Origin of the sequence: Alexandriicola marinus (assembly GCF_004000435.1) — a bacterium.
In the GTDB taxonomy this organism is placed as follows: domain Bacteria; phylum Pseudomonadota; class Alphaproteobacteria; order Rhodobacterales; family Rhodobacteraceae; genus Alexandriicola; species Alexandriicola marinus.
In genome coordinates, this window is the sequence record NZ_RBVZ01000008.1 from 97,016 (window position 1) to 117,908 (window position 20,893).

At 62.2% G+C, this 20,893-nt stretch carries 18 protein-coding genes and 1 pseudogene; 7 read left to right on the plus strand and 12 right to left on the minus strand.

The genetic code is table 11. From position 1 onward, the window contains the following. Positions 1-7: 7 nt before the first annotated feature. Together EP376_RS18155 and EP376_RS18160 are read right to left on the minus strand one after the other, a co-directional pair. The gene (locus tag EP376_RS18155) at positions 8-601 is read right to left on the minus strand and encodes an NAD(P)H-dependent oxidoreductase (protein ID WP_127657040.1); all 594 of its coding nucleotides are present in this window, start codon (positions 599-601) and stop codon (positions 8-10) included. A gap of 103 nt (positions 602-704) precedes the next feature. Further along, positions 705-2,372, minus strand: coding sequence for an NAD+ synthase (locus EP376_RS18160; protein ID WP_127657041.1), 1,668 nt, complete (start codon positions 2,370-2,372; stop codon positions 705-707). Between the two features lie 188 nt (positions 2,373-2,560). On the opposite strand from EP376_RS18160, the gene EP376_RS18165 reads away from it, so the two are divergent. Beyond that, complete coding sequence (locus EP376_RS18165) at positions 2,561-4,012, plus strand: MORN repeat-containing protein (protein ID WP_127657042.1); 1,452 nt, start codon at positions 2,561-2,563, stop codon at positions 4,010-4,012. A gap of 10 nt (positions 4,013-4,022) precedes the next feature. Here EP376_RS18165 and EP376_RS18170 read toward each other — a convergent pair whose 3' ends face one another. The 10 genes and pseudogenes from EP376_RS18170 to EP376_RS18220 form a co-directional block, all read right to left on the minus strand. Next, a complete protein-coding gene (locus tag EP376_RS18170; protein WP_127657043.1) occupies positions 4,023-4,565 on the minus strand; it encodes a sarcosine oxidase subunit gamma in 543 nt (180 codons plus the stop codon). Beyond that, the gene (locus EP376_RS18175; protein WP_127657044.1) at positions 4,558-7,485 is read right to left on the minus strand and encodes a sarcosine oxidase subunit alpha family protein; all 2,928 of its coding nucleotides are present in this window, start codon (positions 7,483-7,485) and stop codon (positions 4,558-4,560) included. Before EP376_RS18175 ends, EP376_RS18170 begins: the two co-directional genes overlap by 8 nt. Beyond that, positions 7,482-7,779 (minus strand): annotated as a pseudogene (locus EP376_RS23360) (sarcosine oxidase subunit delta). Before EP376_RS23360 ends, EP376_RS18175 begins: the two are co-directional and overlap by 4 nt. A gap of 15 nt (positions 7,780-7,794) precedes the next feature. Beyond that, the gene (locus EP376_RS18190; protein WP_127657046.1) at positions 7,795-8,163 is read right to left on the minus strand and encodes a hypothetical protein; all 369 of its coding nucleotides are present in this window, start codon (positions 8,161-8,163) and stop codon (positions 7,795-7,797) included. An 85-nt stretch (positions 8,164-8,248) separates the two neighbouring features. Next, positions 8,249-9,502: a sarcosine oxidase subunit beta family protein gene (locus tag EP376_RS18195; protein WP_127657047.1), complete on the minus strand. Its 1,254-nt coding sequence runs from the start codon at positions 9,500-9,502 to the stop codon at positions 8,249-8,251. Between the two features lie 125 nt (positions 9,503-9,627). Further along, positions 9,628-10,917 carry a pilus assembly protein TadG-related protein gene (locus tag EP376_RS18200; protein ID WP_164744979.1) on the minus strand — a complete coding sequence of 430 codons (1,290 nt, stop codon included), beginning with the start codon at positions 10,915-10,917 and terminating at the stop codon, positions 9,628-9,630. Between the two features lie 26 nt (positions 10,918-10,943). Continuing rightward, positions 10,944-11,375 carry a TadE/TadG family type IV pilus assembly protein gene (locus EP376_RS18205; RefSeq protein WP_164744980.1) on the minus strand — a complete coding sequence of 144 codons (432 nt, stop codon included), beginning with the start codon at positions 11,373-11,375 and terminating at the stop codon, positions 10,944-10,946. A 222-nt stretch (positions 11,376-11,597) separates the two neighbouring features. Next, positions 11,598-12,923 (minus strand): pilus assembly protein TadG-related protein, encoded by a 1,326-nt coding sequence (locus EP376_RS18210; protein WP_127657050.1) that lies wholly within the window; start codon positions 12,921-12,923, stop codon positions 11,598-11,600. Between the two features lie 3 nt (positions 12,924-12,926). Next, the gene (locus EP376_RS18215) at positions 12,927-13,352 is read right to left on the minus strand and encodes a TadE/TadG family type IV pilus assembly protein (protein ID WP_164744981.1); all 426 of its coding nucleotides are present in this window, start codon (positions 13,350-13,352) and stop codon (positions 12,927-12,929) included. A 301-nt stretch (positions 13,353-13,653) separates the two neighbouring features. Continuing rightward, positions 13,654-15,096, minus strand: a complete 1,443-nt coding sequence (locus EP376_RS18220; RefSeq protein WP_127657052.1) for a Glu/Leu/Phe/Val family dehydrogenase — start codon at positions 15,094-15,096, stop codon at positions 13,654-13,656. A gap of 431 nt (positions 15,097-15,527) precedes the next feature. Between EP376_RS18220 and EP376_RS18225 the strand changes: the two genes are divergently transcribed. The 6 genes from EP376_RS18225 to EP376_RS18250 form a co-directional block, all read left to right on the plus strand. After that, on the plus strand, positions 15,528-17,066 hold the full coding sequence (locus tag EP376_RS18225) for a Tad domain-containing protein (RefSeq protein ID WP_164744982.1): 1,539 nt from the start codon (positions 15,528-15,530) through the stop codon (positions 17,064-17,066). Further along, on the plus strand, positions 17,063-17,605 hold the full coding sequence (locus tag EP376_RS18230) for a TadE/TadG family type IV pilus assembly protein (protein ID WP_127657054.1): 543 nt from the start codon (positions 17,063-17,065) through the stop codon (positions 17,603-17,605). Before EP376_RS18225 ends, EP376_RS18230 begins: the two co-directional genes overlap by 4 nt. Before the next feature lie 4 nt (positions 17,606-17,609). Then, entirely contained in the window at positions 17,610-18,203 is a 594-nt protein-coding gene (locus EP376_RS18235) for a TadE/TadG family type IV pilus assembly protein (protein ID WP_127657055.1), read from the plus strand. Positions 18,204-18,447: 244 nt separating this feature from the next. Then, positions 18,448-19,977 (plus strand): Tad domain-containing protein, encoded by a 1,530-nt coding sequence (locus tag EP376_RS18240; RefSeq protein WP_164744983.1) that lies wholly within the window; start codon positions 18,448-18,450, stop codon positions 19,975-19,977. Next, positions 19,974-20,516, plus strand: a complete 543-nt coding sequence (locus tag EP376_RS18245; RefSeq protein ID WP_127657057.1) for a TadE/TadG family type IV pilus assembly protein — start codon at positions 19,974-19,976, stop codon at positions 20,514-20,516. Before EP376_RS18240 ends, EP376_RS18245 begins: the two co-directional genes overlap by 4 nt. Positions 20,517-20,520: 4 nt before the next feature. Continuing rightward, the coding region (locus EP376_RS18250) for a TadE/TadG family type IV pilus assembly protein (protein WP_420837134.1) at positions 20,521-20,893 on the plus strand (373 nt) is incomplete at its 3' end.

Below are 20,893 nucleotides of genomic sequence, written 5' to 3' on the forward strand. Positions count from 1 at the left end.
TTGACGATCAGCCGGCGATCCGGCCGGTGATGTCAACCAGCCGTCTTGCCTGGAAGGCCACGGATTTCCGACCGGTCTCGTCGAAGGCGCCGGCCGTGGTCGAATAGCCGTAAGGGTTTCCGCCGTCTTCGAATTTCACCCCGTCCGCATAGCCGGGTGCGACAAGGATCGCGCCCCAATGCATGGCCGAGGTGTAGATGTTCATCAGCGTGGCCTCGACCCCGCCGTTGGGATTCTGCGCCGATGTCGTGGCGGTGATCGTCTTGCCGGCAAGCGCCCCTTTGGCCCAAAGCGGCCCCAGCGTGTCGACAAAGGCGCGATACTGGCTGGCGGCCCCACCGAAACGCGTGGGCACCGAGACGAAATATCCATCGGCCCATTCCATGTCATCGAGCGTGACCTCGGGGATCGAGGAGGCTTTTTCGACCTGTGCCTTCCACGCGTCCTGACCGGCCACGATGTCATCTGGGGCGGTTTCGGGAACGCGCAGCAGACGGACCTCTGCGCCGGCCTCTTTCGCGGCCTCGGCGGCGGCTTCGGCCACCTGATGGTTCGTGCCGTAGGTGGAATAGAAGATGACGGCGATCTTGGGCGTGCTCATGAGAACTCCTGTTCATTGCTCTGCTGAACAGGCAGATAATCCTTTCTCGTGACGCACGAATTGGGAAGTCTCGATCAGACTCCGTGCGTAAAAGCGCAGAAGTTTATTCCGGCCCGGACCGGTCGCGCCACCGGTTCACGATCGGATATCGCCGGTCGAGCCAGAACGCACCGGTTGTCAGCCGGGTGCCGGGTGCGGACTGAAACCGCTTGTATTCGCTGATGAAAATCAGCTTCTCGACCCGTCGCACCGTATCGACATCAAACCCGGCGGCCACGCAATCTGCGACCGAAGCACGCCCTTCGACCAGCATCTCGAGGATACCATCGAGCACGTCATAGGGCGGAAGGCTGTCGCTGTCCTTCTGATCGGGGCGCAGCTCGGCCGAGGGGGGCTTGTCGATGATGGATTGGGGGATGACCTCGCCGGCGGGCGCCTTCATCCACGGACGATGGTTGGCGTTGCGCCAACGGCAGGCATCAAACACCCGCGTCTTGTAGAGATCCTTGATCGGATTATAGCCGCCCGCCATATCGCCATAGATCGTGGCATAGCCAACGGCGACCTCCGACTTGTTGCCCGTGGTCAGAAGCATTTCGCCGAACTTGTTCGACTGCGCCATCAGCAAGAGCCCACGCAGGCGGGACTGGATGTTCTCTTCGGTCAGACCTTCTTCCAGCCCTTCGAACAGCGGCGCCAGCGCCTCCGTCACCGCGCGGCGCGGCCCGGCGATCGAGACCTCGTCCAGCCGGCAGCCCAGCGCCCGCGCGACGCCCGCGGCATCATCGAGCGAGGCCTGACTGGTGTATTCCGAGGGCAGCATCACGCAGCGCACGTTTTCAGGGCCGAGCGCATCAGCGGCGATCGTGGCCACGATGGCGGAATCGATCCCGCCCGACAGGCCCAGCAGCACCTTGGAGAAGCCCGTCTTGCGCATGTAATCCGACAGCGTCATCACCATCGCGCGATAATCAAGCTCCACATCCGATGGATGAGAGACCTTTTCACCCGGCTCTGCTCGCCAGCCGTCCTCGGTCTGCACGAAATCCACATGCACGATCGCCTCTTCGAAACGCGGCATCTGAAGCGCGAGTTCCCCGCCCGGGTTCAACACGAAGCTGCCGCCGTCAAAGGCCTGATCGTCCTGCCCGCCCACGAGGTTGAGATAGACAAGCGGCAATCCCGTCTCGATCACGCGCGGCACCATCGAGGCCATGCGCACGTCGAACTTGCCCCGGCGATAGGGTGAGCCGTTCGGCACCAGCAGCACCTCGGTCCCGGATTCGGCCATCGCCTCGCAGACATCCTCGTACCAGGCATCCTCGCAGATCGGCGTGCCGATCCGCAGCGGGCCGGCGTCGAATGGGCCTTGCAGGGGGCCGGGTTCAAACAGGCGCTTTTCGTCGAAGACGTTGTAATTGGGCAGAAAATGCTTGAGCGTCCGGGAAATGACCCGCCCGCCGCGGCAGATGTGATAGGCGTTATGGAGCTTCCCGCCCTCGACCCATGGAGCGCCGATCGCCAGCATCGGCCCGTCGGCACAGGCCACAGCCAGCGCCTCGACCTCTTCGATGGCCTGACTGTGAAAGGCGGGCCGCATGATCAGGTCCTGCGGCTGGTAGCCGGTGATGAACAGCTCGGGCAAGGCCACGAGATCGGCACCGGCGGCCTTTCCGGCCTCCCATGCGGCACGGGTCTTGGCGGCATTGCCCGACAGGTCACCGAGCGTGGGATCGAGTTGCGCGAGCGTGATACGGAAACGGTTTGTCATCTCGAAGTCCCGATTAGCCGACGCCCTTCACGCGCCCAAGTCCCGGATCTAGCAGAACGGGCGGCGAGGGAAAGCCGCGAGTGATCATCGCAAGAGCGTGCCGTGCCGCGCCCTGCCCATTGTCAGCACTGCCCCGCGCCGCTAGGTTTCCACGAAACCCGAAAGACACGACAGAGGCGACGAGTCACATGCTCACAGGTCGATACCTTAATGGACGTTGCGTGACCCGGATCAGCCGGCTGGCCCTTGTTGCGGCCCTTGGTCTTGGCCTTGGCGCGGGGCAGGTCATCGCCCAGACCACGGCGACCAAGCAATACGAGGATGGCGGTGTCTATGAAGGGAGCTTCCTGAACGGGCGCCAGCACGGACAGGGCACCTATCGGCTCCCCAACGGATACGAATATTCCGGCGAATGGTTCGAGGGCGAGATCCGGGGACAGGGCACCGCGCGCTACCCCGACGGTTCGGTCTACGAAGGCAACTTCGCCCTCGGCAAGCCCGAGGGCTTTGGCCGGATCACTTTTGCTGATGGCGGCACCTACGAGGGCGAATGGGTCGACGGCAAGATCACCGGCGAAGGCGTCGCGGTCTATGCCAATGGGGTGCGCTACGAGGGCGATTTCCGCAACGCGATGCACCATGGCATCGGCACCATGACGAGCCCGGATGGCTATGAATATACCGGCCCCTGGATCAATGGCGTCAAGGAAGGTCAGGGACGGATCACCTTTGCCGATGGTTCGGTCTACGAAGGAACGCTCGTGAATGGCCAGCGCGAGGGTATGGGCACGCTGACCATGCCCAGCGGCCTGATCTATGTGGGCCAGTGGCAGGACGATCAGATTCAGGGCACCGGGACCCTGACCCAGCCCAACGGCGATATCTACGAAGGCCAGCTGGTCGCCGGGCGCCGTCAGGGCGAAGGCCGGATCACCTACGCCAATGGCGATACCTATCAGGGCGGTTTCGTCGACGACCGCCGCCACGGGCAAGGCACCTTTACCGGGATGGACGGATATCGTTACGCCGGGTCCTGGGTCGCCGGTCAGATCGAGGGCGAGGGCGAGGTGACCTACCCCGACGGATCGGTCTACGTGGGGCAATTCCGCGGCGACCTTGCCGATGGTCAGGGCAAGATCACCTATCCGGATGGCTCGACCTACGAAGGCGAATGGAGCGCCGGTGTCATCGAAGGCACGGGCATCGCGACCTATGCCAACGGGCTTGTCTACGAAGGCGAATTCCTCAACGCCCGCAATCACGGGCAAGGCAAGATGACCTACGCCGACGGCTATGTATACGAGGGCGCGTGGGAGAACGGTCAGCGGCACGGCTTCGGCATCGCCACCTATGCCGACGGCACCGTCTATGAGGGCCAGTTCCTTGATGGGCAACGGCACGGATCGGGCAAGATCGCGATGCCGGATGGCTTTACCTACGAAGGCCAGTGGGAAAACGGCGAGATCAGCGGAATGGGTGTCGCCACCTATTCCAACGGGGACATCTACGAAGGCCAATTCCGCAACGGCCGGCGTCAGGGCGAAGGCACGATGCGCTATTCGACGGGCGAAACGGCGACCGGCGAATGGGCCGACGGCGCCCTGACCGAAGGCACGACAACGGCGGCCGACGACGAATAGGCACCGGCCCTCAGGGCCGGGCCGACCAGACCCCGATCGCGCGGGTCAGATCATGCAACAACGTCTCACCCATCGAGCGCATCACAGCGATTTCGATCGTGTCTTCGGCGGTGCGCGTGACTGATCCGGTCATATGGCCGATCAACGTGCGCCGCGTCGCACCCACCGGAAAAACCGGAAGCCTCAGATCAACCGGAACCAGCCGGGCCAGAACCTCGTCGATCGCGGGGCCTGACAGCGCGACCATGGCGAATGCCCCGGTCTGATCGACCAGCGCTGCCCTGGCCTCAAGGCCCTCGGGTGGTCGCACCCCCATCAGAAGCGCCATCGACCGGCCGGCCCAGACGATCCGCGCCGCGCCGTCGGCCTGCGTCTGCCCCGGTTCGGGCCAGCCCAGCCCCAACACGCTCAGCGCCGCGCCGGCGGCGGCCTCCTGCCCGCGGTAGGGCGCGACCGAGGTGACAGGGTCGGGCGCGACCTCGGTGATCGTGATCCCGGCGATCTCGACCGGAAGCTGCCGCGCAAACGGCGATTTCGCGATGAGCCTAACCACGCAGCCGCCCTCCGTCCGGATCGAAGAAGACCGGTTCACAAATCTCGCACAGGAAATCCGTGCCCCGCAGATGATCGACGAAGCGCACGACCTCTCCGTGACGGTCCGGGCCGCGCTTGAGGAACCCAAGCCCGATCCAGTGCCCAAGCGTGGGTGACGGACCGACCGAGGTGACATAGCCCTGCGCATTGCTGCGGACGGGCTCTGCGTCGCGGTCGAAAAGGAAGGCCCCGGCCGACAGGGCATCCCCGGGTCGGACAGGTTTCAGCCCGACCAGCCGTTCGCGCCCCGGATCGGTCAGCCCCGGCCGTGCGGCGGCGGCCTGACCCACACAGACCTTCTTGCGGCTGACCAACCTGTCCATCCCGACGTCGAACGCGGTCACCCGGCCATGGATCTCGGCATGGGTGATGAACCCCTTTTCAAGGCGCATGACGTTGAGCGCCTCCATCCCGTAGGTGCAGCCGCCCATCACCTCGGCCTGCGATGACAAGAGCCGGAACAGGCTTTCGCCATAGTCGACCGGCACGGCGATTTCATAGGCCATCTCGCCCGAGAACGAGATTCGGAAGAGCCGCCCCTCGACGCCACCGACCCGGACCGCACCGCAGCCCATATAGGGCATGGTCGCGTCATCCGTCGGATCATCGAGGAGCGTATTCAGCAATTCGCGTGCCCGCGGCCCCGCCACGGAAAACTGCGCCCAGGCATCGGTGACCGAGGCGATGCGCACGTCGAGATCGGGCCGCCAGACCTGCAACGCCAACTCGAGATGGCGCATCACCTGCCCCGCCGCTGCCGTCGTCGTCGTCATGACATAATGATGCTCGCCCAGTCGCGCCGTGGTGCCATCGTCCATGACATGGCCATCCTCGCGCAGCATGATGCCATAGCGGACCCGGCCGACCTTGAGGGTCGAGAAGGTGTTGGCATAGACGAAATCCAGCAATTCCGCCGCATCGGGCCCCTGTATGTCGATCTTGCCCAGGGTCGAGACATCGACCACGCCCACCGCCTCGCGCACCTGTCGGACTTCGCGGTCGCAGGCCTCCTGCCATGTGGTCTCGTCTGCCTTGGGCACATAGGACGGGCGATACCAAAGCCCCACCTCAATCATCGGCGCGCCCATTGCGCGCAGGGCCCCGTCCGATGGCGTCAGCCTGCGAGGGGCAAAGCCCATGCCCTCGGCCCCGGCGCCCATCGCGGCGATCGCCACGGGCGAATAAGGCGGGCGAAAGGTGGTGGTCCCCGTCTCGGGGATGGCGCGGCCCGTGGCATCGGCCAGCACGGCGAGCGCGGCTACGTTCGAGCTCTTGCCCTGATCGGTGGCCATGCCCTGCGTGGTGTAGCGTTTCATATGCTCAACCGAGCGGAAGTTTTCCTGCGCGGCGAGCCGGATATCCTTTACATGCACGTCGTTCTGAAAATCGAGCCATTTGCGGCCCTTGCCTTCGACCAGCCAGAAGGGCCGGATCGCATAGTCGCGCCCCTCGGCCTCCGGCACGGGAATGTCGGGGGCCTTCTGCTCCAACGCCGACAGCGCAGCACCCGCCGCGCGCAGACCGTCCCGCAGGCAGGCATCGGTCGAGAAATGGCCCGCGGCGGCGCCCGCCACCTCCATCCCCGGAATCGCCCCGGGCGCCGGCACGAACGAGGCGATGTCATCGTTCCAGACCGGGCGGCCGTTCATATGGCAGGTCAGGTGCACCGTCGGGTTCCAGCCCCCCGACATCGCAAGGCAATCGGTGCGGATGTTGCGTGTGCTGCCCTGATAGCGGATCGTGATGTGTTCGAGCGCGTGGCGTCCGGTCGTGCCCACGACCTCAGCCCCGGCAAAGACCGGGAAATCGCCACCGGGCGCCGCATCCTCACGCACATCGATAACGCCCGCGACGGTGACGCCGGCCGCGGCCAGATCGCGCGCGGTGCGGTGGGCATCGTCATTATTGGCAAAGACGGTGACACGCCGCCCGGGCGCCACGCCCCACCGGTTGAGATAGGCACGCACGGCACCGGCCATCATGACCCCGGGCCGGTCGTTGTCCGGAAATGCGATCGGCCGCTCGAGCGCGCCCGCCGCAAGGATCGAGGCCCGTGCCGAAATCCTCCAGAAGCATTCCCGAGGCGCGTCGCCGCCCGGCGGCAGGTGCCGCGCCACCCGTTCCAGCGCGCCGAAGGTGCCCTGATCATAGGCACCGGTCACGGTGGTGCGCGTCATCAGGCGAACATTCGGCAGTCCGCGAAGTTCGGTCAGAACCTCCTCCGCCCAGTCATGCGCCTCGACCCCGTCGATATCCTCGACCTCGGCCAGAAGACGCCCGCCCATCCGGTCGTTCTCGTCGGCGAGGATCACATCCGCCCCGGCCCGCCCCGCGGCCAGTGCGGCCATCAGACCGGCGGGCCCCGCGCCGATCACGAGAAGGTCGCAATGGGCAAACGCCTTCTCATTCACCTCGTGATCATAATCCGAGGCGAGCGATCCAAGACCGGCGGCATGGCGGATCACCGGTTCGTATAGCTTTTCCCAGAACCCGCGCGGCCACATGAACGTCTTGTAGTAGAAGCCCGCGCCAAGGAACGGAGCCATCAGGTCGTTGACCGCCATCAGGTCGTGTTTCAGCGTCGGAAACCGGTTCTGGCTTCGCGCGACAAGCCCGTCATACAGTTCCTGCACCGTGGCGCGGGTGTTCGGGATCGCGCTTGCCCCCTGCCCTACGCTGACCAGCGCGTTGGGCTCTTCCGATCCGGCGGTCAGGATACCGCGCGGGCGGTGATACTTGAACGACCGCCCCACCAGGGCAGCGCCGTTGGCCAGAAGCGCCGAGGCCAGCGTGTCGCCCTCGCGCCCCTCGTAGCGTTTGCCATCGAAGGTAAAGCCCAGGGGCGCGGTGCCGATCCGGCCATGTCCGTCGATCCTCACGCCTGATCCCCCGGCAGCGCCGCGCCGATGACATGATGGGTCGCCGTGTCGCGGGTGATGACGGCAATCGTGCTGCAGGGATCATGGCACCACAGGTCGCGTGTGGGGCCCGCCGGATTGTCGCGCAGGNTGGCACCACAGGTCGCGTGTGGGGCCCGCCGGATTGTCGCGCAGGTGAATGTAGTCGTGCCACGCCTCCGACCATGCGCCCCCGTCGGGCCGGTCGAGCGCCACGCCGTGATATGTGAATTCCCGGCGGTCACGTTCCCCGCAGATCGGACAAGGCAGGCGCATCGCGGCGGCCCTTTCTCAGCAACGGTTGACCGTGCGGGTGTGCAATGCACTGCCCGACGCATCCTCGATGATCACGTTGGCCACGCCGCCGCCCCGGATAAAGGCATTCACCGGCGGCTGCTGGCACAGGCCCGCGCCCAGCACCTCGGCAAATTGCGCCGGGAATCCGCCGTCGATGCGCGCGCCGCGCGTGGCATCGAAGCGGAACAGGTAGTTGAACTGATCGCCGTCAAGCGAGACACCCGCAATACTCGCGCCCGGTGCGATCTCGGTCCCGATCTGGGCCTGTGCCTCGCGAACGAGCGCCACCAACTCCGCCGATTGGGCCGATCCGAGCGTCGGGAACGTGATGGCCAGAACAATGCCGATAAGACTGCGTTTCATGTTACCTGTCTCTTTCTTCGTACACGCCGGCATCCTTATGGCCGGCAATTTCGGGTTCGGCCGCGCCCGAAGCCGGGCGGAGCTGTTAGTGCAGGTTGTGCTGGGCACCGGTGCCTTCCTCATCCATCAGGCCGCGCCCCGTATTGAACCTCTCGAGCCGGAAGCCCGCGGCCGGTTCGTGATGCCGGCCCGTGGCGATCAGGTGGGCATAGGAAAAGCCCGACCCCGGCACCGCCTTGAAGCCGCCGTAACACCAGCCGCAATTCAGGAACAACCCCTCGACGGGGGTCGTGTCGATGATCGGCGAGCCGTCGGGCGACATGTCCATGATCCCGCCCCAGCTGCGCAGGACGCGCGCCTTGCCGATCACCGGCATCAGCGTCATCGCGGCCTCCATCACATGTTCCTTCATGGGAAGGTTCCCGCGCTGCGCGTAGGAGCTGTAGAAATCCAGATCACCGCCAAAGACCAGCCCGCCCTTGTCGGACTGGCTGATATAGAAATGCCCCATGCCAAAGCTGACCACGTGATCGATCACGGGTTTGAGCCCCTCGGTCACGAAGGCCTGCAGGATATGGCTTTCGATCGGCAGTTTCAGCCCCGCCATCTGCGCCACCTGGCTTGACCGGCCGGCGGCGGCCAGGGCGATCTTGCGGGCGCGGATCGGGCCACGGCTGGTCTGGACACCGCGCACGCGGCCGCCCTCGATATCGATGCCGGTGACCTCGCAGTTCTGGATCAGGTCGACACCGCGCGTGTCGGCGCCGCGGGCATAGCCCCAGGCAACCGCATCATGACGCGCCGTGCCGCCGCGCGGATGATAGAGGCCGCCATAGACCGGAAAGCGCGGGTTCGAGAAATCGATATAGGGCAGCATCTCGCGGATGCGGTCGGGGCCCAGCAACTCCGCATCGTCACCCTGATTGATCATCGCATTGCCGCGCCGGACAAAGGCATCGCGCTGCCCGTCGGAATGGAACAGGTTGATGATCCCGCGCTGCGAATGCATCACGTTGTAGTTCAGGTCGGCCTCGAGCCCTTCCCACAACTTCAGGGAATGGCTGTAGAATTCGGAATTGCCGGGCAGGAAGTAGTTCGCCCGCACGATCGTCGTGTTCCGGCCCACATTGCCACCACCCAGATAGCCGCGCTCGAGCACGGCGACATTGGTGATGCCATGTTCCTTGGCAAGGTAATAGGCGGTCGACAGGCCATGGCCGCCGCCGCCCACGATCACCACATCGTATTCGTCCCTGGGATCGGGATCACGCCAGACAGGTTTCCAGCCGGACTGGCCGCGAAACCCCTCGAGCAAGACTCTGAAACCGGAATACCCCATCGGGCAACTCCCCCTGCGTTTGCGCCAACTCTAGCAGCGCCTGATGCAGGGGCAACGGGGCAGACCCGACAAGATATGACGGGTCTGAAACATCCCCGGCACGGTGCAGCGCCGGGGCAATGCGCCTAGCCGGCCATCCGGTAGTAGGGCACGTTGAAATTGTCTTCCATGCCGCCGTTGCACAGCCCCATGTTCATCAGCGACGCCCCCTGGATGTAGTCGCCCGCGACCATTGAAACACCCTCGACCCCATCGGCTCGCGCCGAGAAGCTTATGTTCCCGGCGGCAACGAATTGCCCGCCATAGGCCTGAAGATCGCTGGCGAACGACATGCTCCCGAGGGTCAGGAGCTGCGCTCCGCCCCCCTCAGCACAACCGTCATCGCGGCCGACGATCACACCGGACGGGCCGACGAACGCGAGCGGACTGGTCGACGAACTTGCGATGACCGCGTCTTCGAAGCCCACGCCCTGTCCGAACTTGACCTTGCACGGCACATTGATCACCACATCGCGGAAGACAGATGCGCTACTGCTGCTCTTGAACTGAATGCTCTGGCCGCCGGCGCACAGGATCCGGTGGATCGCCCCGGGTGTGAAATCCTCGGGCGTAAACTGATTGCCGGACAATTCGATGATCGAGCCAGAGGTGATGTAGTCGGGCATGTGATCCGAACCAGGCTCGTCCATCGCATCGATGATATCGGGCAATTGGGCGATCAATGTCGGCTCGTAATAGGCGTCGCGCAGGGCCTCCATGAGGCCCTCATTGGACTCGAACCCGCTTGCCGGAAGCCCGATATCGTTTCGATCAGGCATCGAGACAACCGTCCCCTCTTCGAAAAAGTTGGATATCTGGAGATCGACGTAATTGTTCGAATGCACGCAGAACCCGTTGTAGAAACTGTTGTTCGAACTGATGTCGACATAGTTGTCGGCGAACAGGCCCTCATTCAAGCAACCCGGCTGATAGCTTTGAAAGATCGAGTTGGACCTGACGGACCATGCGTCGATGCCGATCCATCTGGTCAGATAGGCGTGGATCGCATTCCCGCGTTCTGCCGCGCGCGCGGTCTGCACCATGGCGGCCTCCTTCGACTCCGGGTCCAACACGAATTCGCCGTCCACCATTTTTCCGAACACCACGTAGTCCGGTGTGATCAGGCGACCTTCGTGATCGGGTGGCAAGGAATGGTGCACCAGATCGACCGCCCGGGCGATCGCAACGTCCGGCTCCATTGTCTGGCGATTGAAGATCGCCGCATGGGCCGCCATGTCTGCCGCGTTCTGCAATTCGATCCGCTTGTTATAGACCCGCGTCACATCCGCCGCGATCCCGCCGACCGCGCAAATGGTGATCAGCGTGAACAGGCCCATGGCCGTGCCAGCGCCTTCCTCGGACCGAGCAAACCGCATGGCTGCGTCTTTCAGCGCCGGGCGCATCATTGCATGTACTCCACGAAGAACTGCGACGCGACGTTGACGTGATAGCCCGAGAACATGTTGAGCGTGCCGATATGGGCGAGGTCCTCGACGGGCAGCTGCGCCGTGGTGTAGATCACGCCGTGATGCACGACCGTCTCGACGATCGGCTCGGCGGTCAGCGGAGCAAGACGTTCGACGATGAACGCCTGAACGTCGGCTTCGGTCGCCAGCCGGCCGGTGGAAAAGGCCCTGTTGGCATCCTGCACGACGCGCATCGCCTGACTTTGACCATAGAAGACCAGCGACGTGTTGGTGATGACGAGGATCAGGCCCATGAAGATTGGAAGCCAGAGCGCCGCTTCGACGGAGACCGATCCGTCCTGCCCACGCATCCATCGAGGGGGGCGCAGGGCAATGCGCTTTTGTGTTGCTGTTGTCTTCAAGCTCATGACTGTCTCCGGATCGACCGAACAGTTGATGATGAACCACGAGGACTCGCCTGAACACTTGGGCATGTTTCGCACCTCGACGGCGCTTTTTTGGGGCGGCAATGAGCCAAAACCATGGCTTTCCACATCCCACATCCGAGGGGCTGAAAACGGAAATCGCGCAACCCCGAAGGGTCGCGCGATGTCATTGATCAGAAAAAAGAATGTAGGGTCTGAACGACCTCAGATCGCCAAGCGGTAATAGTCGACCTCGAAGTTGTCTTCCATGCCCGAGCCACAGAAGCCCATGTTCATGTTCGACGTGCCATCGATCATTCCGCCCGCAACCATCGAGGCCCCCTGAATGCCGTTGGCATTGGCGGCGAATTCGATGTCCTTCAATGCGATCAACTGGCCGCCGTACATATGCAGGCCGGAGGCAAAATTCATGCCGCCGTAGGTCAGGAGCTGAGCCCCGCCGCCTTCGGCGCAATCGTCATCAAGGCCGACTTTCAGCCCGGAGGAAGAGTTGAACGACGTCGCCGAGGTGCTGGTCGTGGCGACCACGACGTTTTGCAGTTCCAGTCCGTTTTCGAACTTGATCTCGCAATCCGAGACGATGACGACGTTGCGCAGAGCATTGGTACTCCCGGCCTGGATCGTGGCTTTCGTTCCCGGGCAGGAGTGGAGCGTGATGTGCCCCTCGACGAAATCATCGGTCGTCGGACGACGGTCATAGAGTGACAGCACTTCATAGGAGGTGATGTAATCAGGCGTGTATTCAGAGCCGTAGGTCCGAAGCCCGTCGAAGATTTCGTCGATATCGTTCAGGATCCGCAGGCGATAGGCACCGCTGCGCAAGGCTTCTTCGAGGCCTTCATTCGTATCAAAACCCGAATTCGGCATATCGAGATCGGCGGTATCGGGCATCGACACGATGGTTCCGGGCTCGAAGGTATTGTTCGAATTCAGCGACACGTATTCGTTCGAATGCAGGCAGAACCCGTTGAAATAGGCGTTGTTCGACTGGATGTCGACCACGCCCTCGGCGACAAAGCCTTCGCGGAAACACATCGGCCGGTAGGTCACGAAGGTCGAGTTCGCCCGAACATCCCAGGCATCCTGCCCGATCCATTGCGCGAGGAAACTGTAGACCGGGTTGCCCAGATCGGCGGTCCGCGATGTCTGAACCATGACGGCAGAGTTGGCATCCTCGTCATAGACGAATTCGCCGTCTTCCCAGCGTCCGAAGCCGATGGTGTCGGCCGTCAGGAGGTGACCCGCATGTTCGGGAGGCAGCGAATGCCGCACAAGGGCAAGAGCCTCTGCCTTGGCATCGTCAGCCGTCATGCCCTCGCGATTGTAGAGCGCGGCATGCGCGGCCATGTCTGCGGCGATCTGAAGCTCGATCCGCTTGTTATAGACATGCGACACGTCGATAGCGAGAGCGCTGACACCAGCGAGCGTAATGAACGAAAAGAGCGACATCACAGTCGTCGATCCGGTGGTGTCTTTCGTGAACCGGCGGGCAGCTCGGCCGATGTTTCCCAGGTGGCAGGCAATGGTCATTGTTCAGAACTCCACAAACATCTGCGACGCCACCGAGACGGTATATTCGGAAAACATGTTGAGATTTCCGATATGTGCCAGATCCTCTACCGGGATTTGCACGGTGGTATAGACGATGCCTTGATTCATTATTGTTTCGACGATCGGACTATCGGAGAGATGGGCAAGCCGTTCGGCAATGAAGGCCTCTGTCTCGTCTTCACTTGTCAAACGTCCGACGGACAGCGCGCGATTGCCGTCCTGGACAACGCGCATCGCCTGACTTTGACCATAGAACACGAGAGAGGTGTTCGCGATCACGAGGATAAGGCCCATGTAGATGGGCATCCAGATCGCCGCTTCGATGGAAGATGAGCCGCTCTCGGAACGCGCGAAACGCCTTGTCCAGCGGTTCAACAGACCGAAACCACCTACGAGAACCCAAGTCATAACCAACTCCATGACGCATTTTGCGTTCTGTCGTTAACCTGATGGGCAATTGTGGTCCCAAAGAGACGAATTCTGCGCGAAACTGGCCCTTTTCAAGTCAGCATCGCGGACAGGATTCGGCTTTTTCTTCAAGAAATCGATCCGGACCGACACATTTTCGTCCTGTTTCGCGCCGAGGCCAGACCGGCCAATTGTGCCGGAGATCGGCGCCACACGGGCCGGATGGAATGTGACGACGCAGTCCCATCTCCGCCCCGCGTTTCCGGGAGCCCGCCCCTTGTCCGGGGCAGGCCCCTGATCCTCACAGACCTTTCGCGCGATAGCTTGCCGCCACGCGTTCGATCGCCACGAGATAGGCCGCGGTTCTGAGATCCCTGACGTCATCACGCTCGCGCCAGACCTTGTGCATCGCCTGATAGGCCGTGCGCATCGTGTCATCGAGCCCGGACCGCACCAGCTCCAGCTCGCCCGCGCCGCGCAGGTAGCGTTCCTTGAAATCCGGCGACAATGTCCAGCCGATGCCCGAATCCGCCGAAAGCCGCTCCAGTTCATCGACGATCAGCTGGTGGCGGCCCTCTTCCTGGCGGCGCTGCATCCGGCCGAACCGGATGTGGCTGAGGTTCTTGACCCATTCGAAGTAGGAAACGGTGACCCCTCCGGCATTGGCATACATGTCCGGAATGATGACCGTTCCCTTCGACGACAGGACTTCGTCCGCCCCTGCGGTGATCGGACCATTGGCCGCCTCGATGATCAGCGGCGCCTTGATCCGGTCGGCATTGCCCAGATGGATCACACCCTCCAGCGCGGCGGGAATGAGGATATCGCAATCCTGTTCCAGCAGGGCCGCGCCATCGGCCTGATGACTGGCATCCGGATAGCCGGTGATGCCATCGTGCTTGATGATCCATGACCTCACCGCCTCGACATCGAGACCGTCGGGGCTGAACAGCGCGCCATCGCGTTCGATAATGCCGGTAATCACGCAGCCATCCTCGTCCTGCAGGAACTTTGCCGCATGGAAGCCCACATTGCCGAGGCCCTGCACGATCACGTGCTTGCCCCTGAGTGACCCGCTCAGCCCGGCGGCCGCGACGCCGTCGGGGTGGCGAAAGAACTCGCGCAGGGCATATTGCACACCCCGTCCCGTGGCCTCGACCCGGCCCGCAATCCCGCCGGCATTGGGCGGCTTGCCCGTGACGCAGGCATTGCCGTTGATGTCGGTCGTGTTCATGCGCTTGTACTGATCGGCGATCCACGCCATCTCGCGTTCGCCGGTGCCCATGTCAGGGGCGGGCACGTTCTGGGCCGGGTTGATCATGTCACGCTTGATCAGTTCATAGGCGAACCGCCGGGTGATCAGCTCCATCTCCTGATCGTCCCATTCACGCGGGTCGATGCACAGGCCGCCCTTCGACCCGCCATAGGGCACTTCGACCAGGGCGCATTTATAGGTCATCAGCGCGGCAAGCGCCTCGACCTCGTTCTGGTTGACGCTCAGGGCGTAGCGGATTCCCCCCTTCACGGGTTCCATATGTTCGGAGTGGACGGATCGGTAGCCGGTGAAGGTCTGGATGCCACCCCGGACACGCACGCCGAACCGCACGGTATAGGTCGCATTGCAGACGCGGATCTTTTCCTCGAGGCCGGGGGCCATGTTCATCAGCGCCACGGCGCGGTTGAACATGATATCGACACTTTCCCTGAAACTCGGCTCCTGAATTCGAACGTCTTCATCGCTCATGGATTGGGTCCTTCCGGTTTGGGCCGCATGTGGCGGCTCCGTATTTCGGGGCGGCGCAAAGCCGCGCTGCCCTCTGCGCACCTTAGACCTGATTCGGTATACACCCCATGATGTTTCCAGATCAGTCATCGAGCCGGCCGGATCGCCGGAAACCAAAGGTATGCGCATCGTTCCGAGACGGCGTTCAATGGCCTGACAACGGCCGGCATTGTCCCCCGAACACGGCCGATTTGTAGGGGAACCGACAGGTTCGTGCCCCATTTCCGCCTCAAAAATCTGAATAATGTGAACGAGCAAGACTGTCCGGCATGGCTGCCGGTGGGTTCGACCTCAAAAGGGTCAATGTGATGTGGAACGGGTTTAGAATGCGCAGCCTGAATGGGACCCTCGGAAATCGATTCCGACGCTACAGTCGTGACGAAGACGGCTCGATGGTCGTGTTCACTTTGTTCATTCTGGCCATGATGCTGATGGTCGGCGGCATGGCCGTCGATATGATGCGGTTCGAGAACTATCGCGCCCGGCTTCAGGCGACGCTCGACCGCGCCGTGCTGGCCGCCGCAGACCTCGACATCTGCCTCGATCCCAGCACCTCCCCTGCCGACGTCGTGAACGACTATGTCACCAAGGCCGGTTTCGACAGCCAGGTCGATGCGGTCGTCGTGAACAGTGGCTCCGGGTCGTGCACGGTGACGGTTCAGGCGTCGATCGATGTCAATACGATCTTCATGCAGGCTGTCGGCGTCGATCAATTGTCGACCCCGACTGTCGCTGTCGCGACGGAGCGGTCTCCGAATATCGAAATCAGCCTCGTTCTCGACACCTCGGGCTCGATGGGCCGCGAAGGGCGGATCGAAGCCCTGCGGCCCGCCGCCGCCTTTGTCGATGCGATCTTTGCCGGTTCACAGCCGGGGACGGTCTCGATGTCGATGGTGCCGTATTCCTCGAACGTCAACATCGGCCCCGACCTAATTGCCCAGTTCGACCGCGACTGGGCGCATGATTACAGCTACTGCCTCGAGATGGAGAACCAGTTCTGGTCAGGCTTCGGCCTCGATCCTGACCGGACCTTCGAACAGACGGCCCATGCCGACCCCTATACCTATTCCTACGGCTTTCCGCTGATCGAGGCCGATCGTTTCCTGTGCGACACGCGGGCCGAGAACATCGTGATCCCCTGGGCCGACAGCGCCGCGGACCTGACCGGCGCGATCGCCAACCTTCAGCCGCACGAGAACACCTCGATCGATTTCGGCGCGAAATGGGGCACCGCCCTTCTGTCGCCCGAATTCCGCAGCGTGGCCGACAACCTGATCGCGAACGGAACTGTCGATGCCGTTCTTTCCGGCCGACCGAGTGAGATGTCGGATGTCGATACGAGGAAGGTCTTGGTGCTCATGACAGACGGGATGAACACCTATTACCACGACTTCAACCCGACCTTCCCGCGCGGCCTGTCAGACATCTACTACGATGCCGCGACCGACACCTATTACCTCGAAGAGCGCGAGATCGCCGACTGGGACGGGGACGGAACCAATAACGAGGAATTCTTCGTCGCGGACGCGATGACCTATATCGACAGTATCGATTTCGACGGAGACGGCGCCCCCGATTTCCCTCAGCTGACCTGGAACGAAGTGTTCGACACCATGTCGTTCGACGATCACGCGTGGTTCTTCAGGGGCAAACAGCAGAACAACACGGCCTACCAGAACTGGTCGACAGACATGTTCGTCTGGGGGACGACCGCCGACAAGAATGGCAATCTGGACAGTACCTGCACACAGGCCAAGAACGAGGGGGTCATCATCTACACCATCGCGATGATGGCTCCGGACAGCAGCATCCCGATCATGCAGAACTGCGCGTCGTCGCCCTCGCATTTCTACAATGTCGAGGATCTGGACGTGGCCGCCGCCTTCGAGAACATCGCACAATCCCTTACAGAATTGCAGCTGGTCCAATGATCCGTTCATCGTTTCCCCGCAGCGGGGCCAGGCGGTTCGGCCGGTCCCAGGACGGCAGCAGCACGATCGAATTCGCGCTTTTCGTGCCGTTTTTCCTGATGCTGTTCCTGTCCGCCTTCGAACTTGGCATGCTGATGGCGCGCAACGTGATGCTCGACCGCGGCGTGGATATCGCTGTACGGGAACTGAGGCTTGGCACCATTGATCCGCTCAACGAGGTGACGCTCAAGGCGGCGATCTGCGACGCGGCGGTGATCATCCCCGATTGCGAAAACCAGATCCGGCTCGAGATGCGGCAACTCGACCCGCGGAACTGGGCTCAAATCCCCAATGACGCCGACTGCATCGATCGCGGCGACCCGGGGCAGCCGGCACGCGATTTCGCACCGACGAACAACAGCAACGAACTTGTCATCCTGAGGGCCTGCTCGCTCCTGGACCCGTTTGCGCCTTTTGCGGCCCTGGGATCCGTTCTCAGCGAGAATGGCACCAACCCCTATGAGCTGGTCGCAACGACAGCCTATGTTGTGGAGCCCTGAGATCATGGAATTCCGGTCAGGCAAGAAAGCGCACCGCCTGTCATCGGTGCTCCGCAAGGAAGACGGGAGCATCTCGGTCGAGGCGATGCTCATGCTACCATTGCTGATCTGGTGCTTCCTCGGGGCCTATGTCTTCTACGACGCCTACCGGGCGCAATTCGTCAACGCCAAGGCCAGCTATACGATCGGTGATATCCTGAGCCGAGAGACGAATTTCATAACCCCCGATTACATGGACAGTATCTTCGATCTGCACCAGTTCCTCGTGGCGCGCACGACGCCTGTCCGGCTGCGGGTTTCCGTTATCACCTATGATGCGGCCGACGACACGTATTCCGTCGTCTGGTCGGAGAACCGCGGCGGCGGCGGCACGATCGACGACGCGGCCCTCACTGCCCTTGTCCCTGCCATTCCCGAGATGCCCGATCAGGGACGTGCGATCCTCGTGCAGACCTCGATGGTCTACAATCCGATCTACGCAGCCGGGATCGCCGACATGCAATTCGACGACATCGTCGTCTCCCGGCCGCGGTTCGCCGGTCAGCTGTGCTGGAACGCATCCAGCGACAATCCGACACATCAGACCGCGATCTGCTGAGAACGGGAGGCAGGCGGCTTTTGCCTCAATTGATGGTCGCTGCCGCGTCAATACCTCGAAAATGGAGACTTCTTGACAGTCTTCTGCCACACCCCTGCCCAATCTCTGCACCAAGACGATAATTGCAACATTTCATCCGATCGGCTTTTGCCCGATCCAACCATTGTCTGGTGCAGGTATGCTAAGAGTACGCAGAATTCTGTCGGAAACATCGACCGATCTCGTCAAGCGACAGGATGGATCGATGACGGTCTTCGCCCTGATGCTACTGTCGATGATGCTGCTGGTGGGGGGCATTGCCGTCGACATCATGCGCTTCGAAACGTACCGGGCCCGTCTTCAGGCGACGCTCGATCGCGCGGTTCTTGCCGCGGCCGACCTCAGCGTCTGCCTTGATCCGACCCAGGACACCAAGGCGATCGTCGAGGATTACATCACCAAGGCCGGGTTCGAGGATGAGCTGCAACAGATCACTGTCGTGCAGGAATTCAATTCCTGCGCCGTCAGCGCCGTCGCAGAACTGGGCGTGAACACGATCTTTCTCAGCAATGTCGGTGTCGACCGGTTGCTTACAGGCGCCGCAAGCACCGCGACAGAAGCCATGAACGAGGCCGAGATCAGCCTCGTGGTCGATATTTCGGGCTCGATGGGCAGCGGCGGCCGGATCGAGGCGCTGCGCCCTGCCGCCGTTTCATTCGTGAACACGGTGTTCGGTTCGTTCAACAACGGCTCCGTTTCGATGTCGCTGGTTCCCTATTCGACCCAGGTCTCGATCGGCGAAGACGTCATCGACAGCTTTTCGAACATTCACCACGACCACAGCTACAGCCACTGCATCGAATTCGACCACTCGGCCTACCAACAGCCGGGGCTGAATATGAACCAGCAGTATCGTCAGGCTGCCCATATCGATGCCGACAGCTTCAGCTACAATCGCAGCTACTGGGGCGCGAGCCGCTTTGTCTGCGACCCCGACCCCAATTCCGAAGCGATCCTGCATGCCGATGTGCCCGGCCCAATCACGGCGCGGCTCAACGCGATGCAGCCCTATGAATGGACCTCGATCGAGATGGGCGCGAAATGGGGCGTGGCGCTTCTGGACCCGTCGACGCAGGACATCACTGCCCACCTGAGCAGCCTCGGCCAGGTCAGCGCTTCTGTCGCCGACCGCCCCCTGCCCTATGGCCAGAACAACTCGCTCAAAATCATGGTCCTGATGACGGACGGTGAAAACACGCAAAGCTACGAACTCGACAACGCCTACAGGTTCGGGCCGTCGGACGTGTATCTCGATGACAATACGGGCCAGTTCTATGTCGACGATCGGGAAAACGGCAAGCGTGACGGCGACAACATCACGAACGAAAAGTACTACAGGCCCAGCTACGACGACTGGACCAACAATCTGCCCAGCTCGGCCCGCCAACTGGACTGGACCGAATTGTTTGCCCGCATCAACCTTGACGGTCACGCGTGGTACTTCCGTCACGAACAGGGCAGCAACAACAACGCCTATAACTTCTGGTACAACAACTTCTTCACGACGACCAATCAGTCGCAGAAGAACGATCGCCTGATCTCGATCTGCAACGAAGCGAAGAGTGAAGGGATCATCATCTTCACGATCGGGTTCCAGGTGCCGTCAGGGTCCCAGACGATCATGGAGCAATGTGCCTCTTCTCCCAGCTACTACTACGACGTCGACGATCTCGATATCGACGAAGCCTTTTCCTCGATCGCCACGCAGATTTCTGCCCTGAGGTTGATCCAATGATCCGGCTTGTTTCACGAGTATTCGCCAGATCGCGATTTGTCCGGAGTGAGGCAGGGAATGCGACGATCGAATTCGCGCTGCTCTTGCCGCTCATGATCGCGATCTTCCTGTCGAGTTTCGAACTTGGCATGCTCCTTGCGCGCAATGCCATGCTCGACCGCGGGCTCGATGTCGCGGTGCGCGAGGTGCGGCTTGGAATGATCAACCCGCTGACCGAGGATAGCCTGCGGGAACGGATTTGCGACGCGGCCGTGATCGTGCCCGATTGCGAGAACCAGCTGCGCCTCGAGATGCGGCCCATCGATCCGCGCAACTTCTCGACGATCCCGGCAGCCGCCGATTGCATCGACCGGGGCAACCCGGACGCGGCTTTGCGGGAATTCGTACCCGGGACCAACAATCAACTTGTGGTCCTGCGGGCCTGTGTCCTGATCGATCCGATCAGCCCGATGACCGGCCTTGGCAAGATGCTGAGCGAAGCGCGGAGCGACGGCGCCTATGCGCTGACGTCCACCTCCGCCTATGTCGTGGAGCCCTGATCCCATGAAACCGCTAGTCACACCCTTTCTGAACCGCCTGCGCAGGCTTGCCCGTCGCGAAGAGGGCAGCATGTCGATCGAGGCGATGATCATCATCCCCGTCCTGATCTGGAGCATGTTGGGAAGCTGGGTCTTCTTCGACGCCTTTCGCGCCCAGTTCAGCAACGCCAAGGCAAGCTATACGCTGGGCGACATCATCAGCCGCGAAAGCGGTTACATCACCGATGAATACATCGATTCCCTCTACACGCTTCAGCGGTTCCTTGCAGCCCGTCCCGAAGACATCCGACTTCGCGTCAGCGTCATCAAGTATGACGAGGACGACGATACACATTATGTAGTCTGGTCCGAAAACCGCGGCGGCGGCGGCACGATCG

What these genes read in the sequence shown, in the direction of transcription:
- EP376_RS18230 (WP_127657054.1), top strand. Translation starts at nt 17,063, where the DNA reads ATGATCCGTTCATCGTTTCCCCGCAGCGGGGCCAGGCGGTTCGGCCGG.
- EP376_RS18235 (WP_127657055.1), top strand. Translation starts at nt 17,610, where the DNA reads ATGGAATTCCGGTCAGGCAAGAAAGCGCACCGCCTGTCATCGGTGCTC.
- EP376_RS18215 (WP_164744981.1), bottom strand. Translation starts at nt 13,352, where the DNA reads ATGACTTGGGTTCTCGTAGGTGGTTTCGGTCTGTTGAACCGCTGGACA.
- EP376_RS18165 (WP_127657042.1), top strand. Translation starts at nt 2,561, where the DNA reads ATGCTCACAGGTCGATACCTTAATGGACGTTGCGTGACCCGGATCAGC.
- EP376_RS18220 (WP_127657052.1), bottom strand. Translation starts at nt 15,096, where the DNA reads ATGAGCGATGAAGACGTTCGAATTCAGGAGCCGAGTTTCAGGGAAAGT.
- EP376_RS18190 (WP_127657046.1), bottom strand. Translation starts at nt 8,163, where the DNA reads ATGAAACGCAGTCTTATCGGCATTGTTCTGGCCATCACGTTCCCGACG.
- EP376_RS18240 (WP_164744983.1), top strand. Translation starts at nt 18,448, where the DNA reads ATGACGGTCTTCGCCCTGATGCTACTGTCGATGATGCTGCTGGTGGGG.
- EP376_RS18160 (WP_127657041.1), bottom strand. Translation starts at nt 2,372, where the DNA reads ATGACAAACCGTTTCCGTATCACGCTCGCGCAACTCGATCCCACGCTC.
- EP376_RS18195 (WP_127657047.1), bottom strand. Translation starts at nt 9,502, where the DNA reads ATGGGGTATTCCGGTTTCAGAGTCTTGCTCGAGGGGTTTCGCGGCCAG.
- EP376_RS18225 (WP_164744982.1), top strand. Translation starts at nt 15,528, where the DNA reads ATGGTCGTGTTCACTTTGTTCATTCTGGCCATGATGCTGATGGTCGGC.
- EP376_RS18245 (WP_127657057.1), top strand. Translation starts at nt 19,974, where the DNA reads ATGATCCGGCTTGTTTCACGAGTATTCGCCAGATCGCGATTTGTCCGG.
- EP376_RS18155 (WP_127657040.1), bottom strand. Translation starts at nt 601, where the DNA reads ATGAGCACGCCCAAGATCGCCGTCATCTTCTATTCCACCTACGGCACG.
- EP376_RS18200 (WP_164744979.1), bottom strand. Translation starts at nt 10,917, where the DNA reads ATGCGGTTTGCTCGGTCCGAGGAAGGCGCTGGCACGGCCATGGGCCTG.
- EP376_RS18205 (WP_164744980.1), bottom strand. Translation starts at nt 11,375, where the DNA reads ATGAGCTTGAAGACAACAGCAACACAAAAGCGCATTGCCCTGCGCCCC.
- EP376_RS18210 (WP_127657050.1), bottom strand. Translation starts at nt 12,923, where the DNA reads ATGACCATTGCCTGCCACCTGGGAAACATCGGCCGAGCTGCCCGCCGG.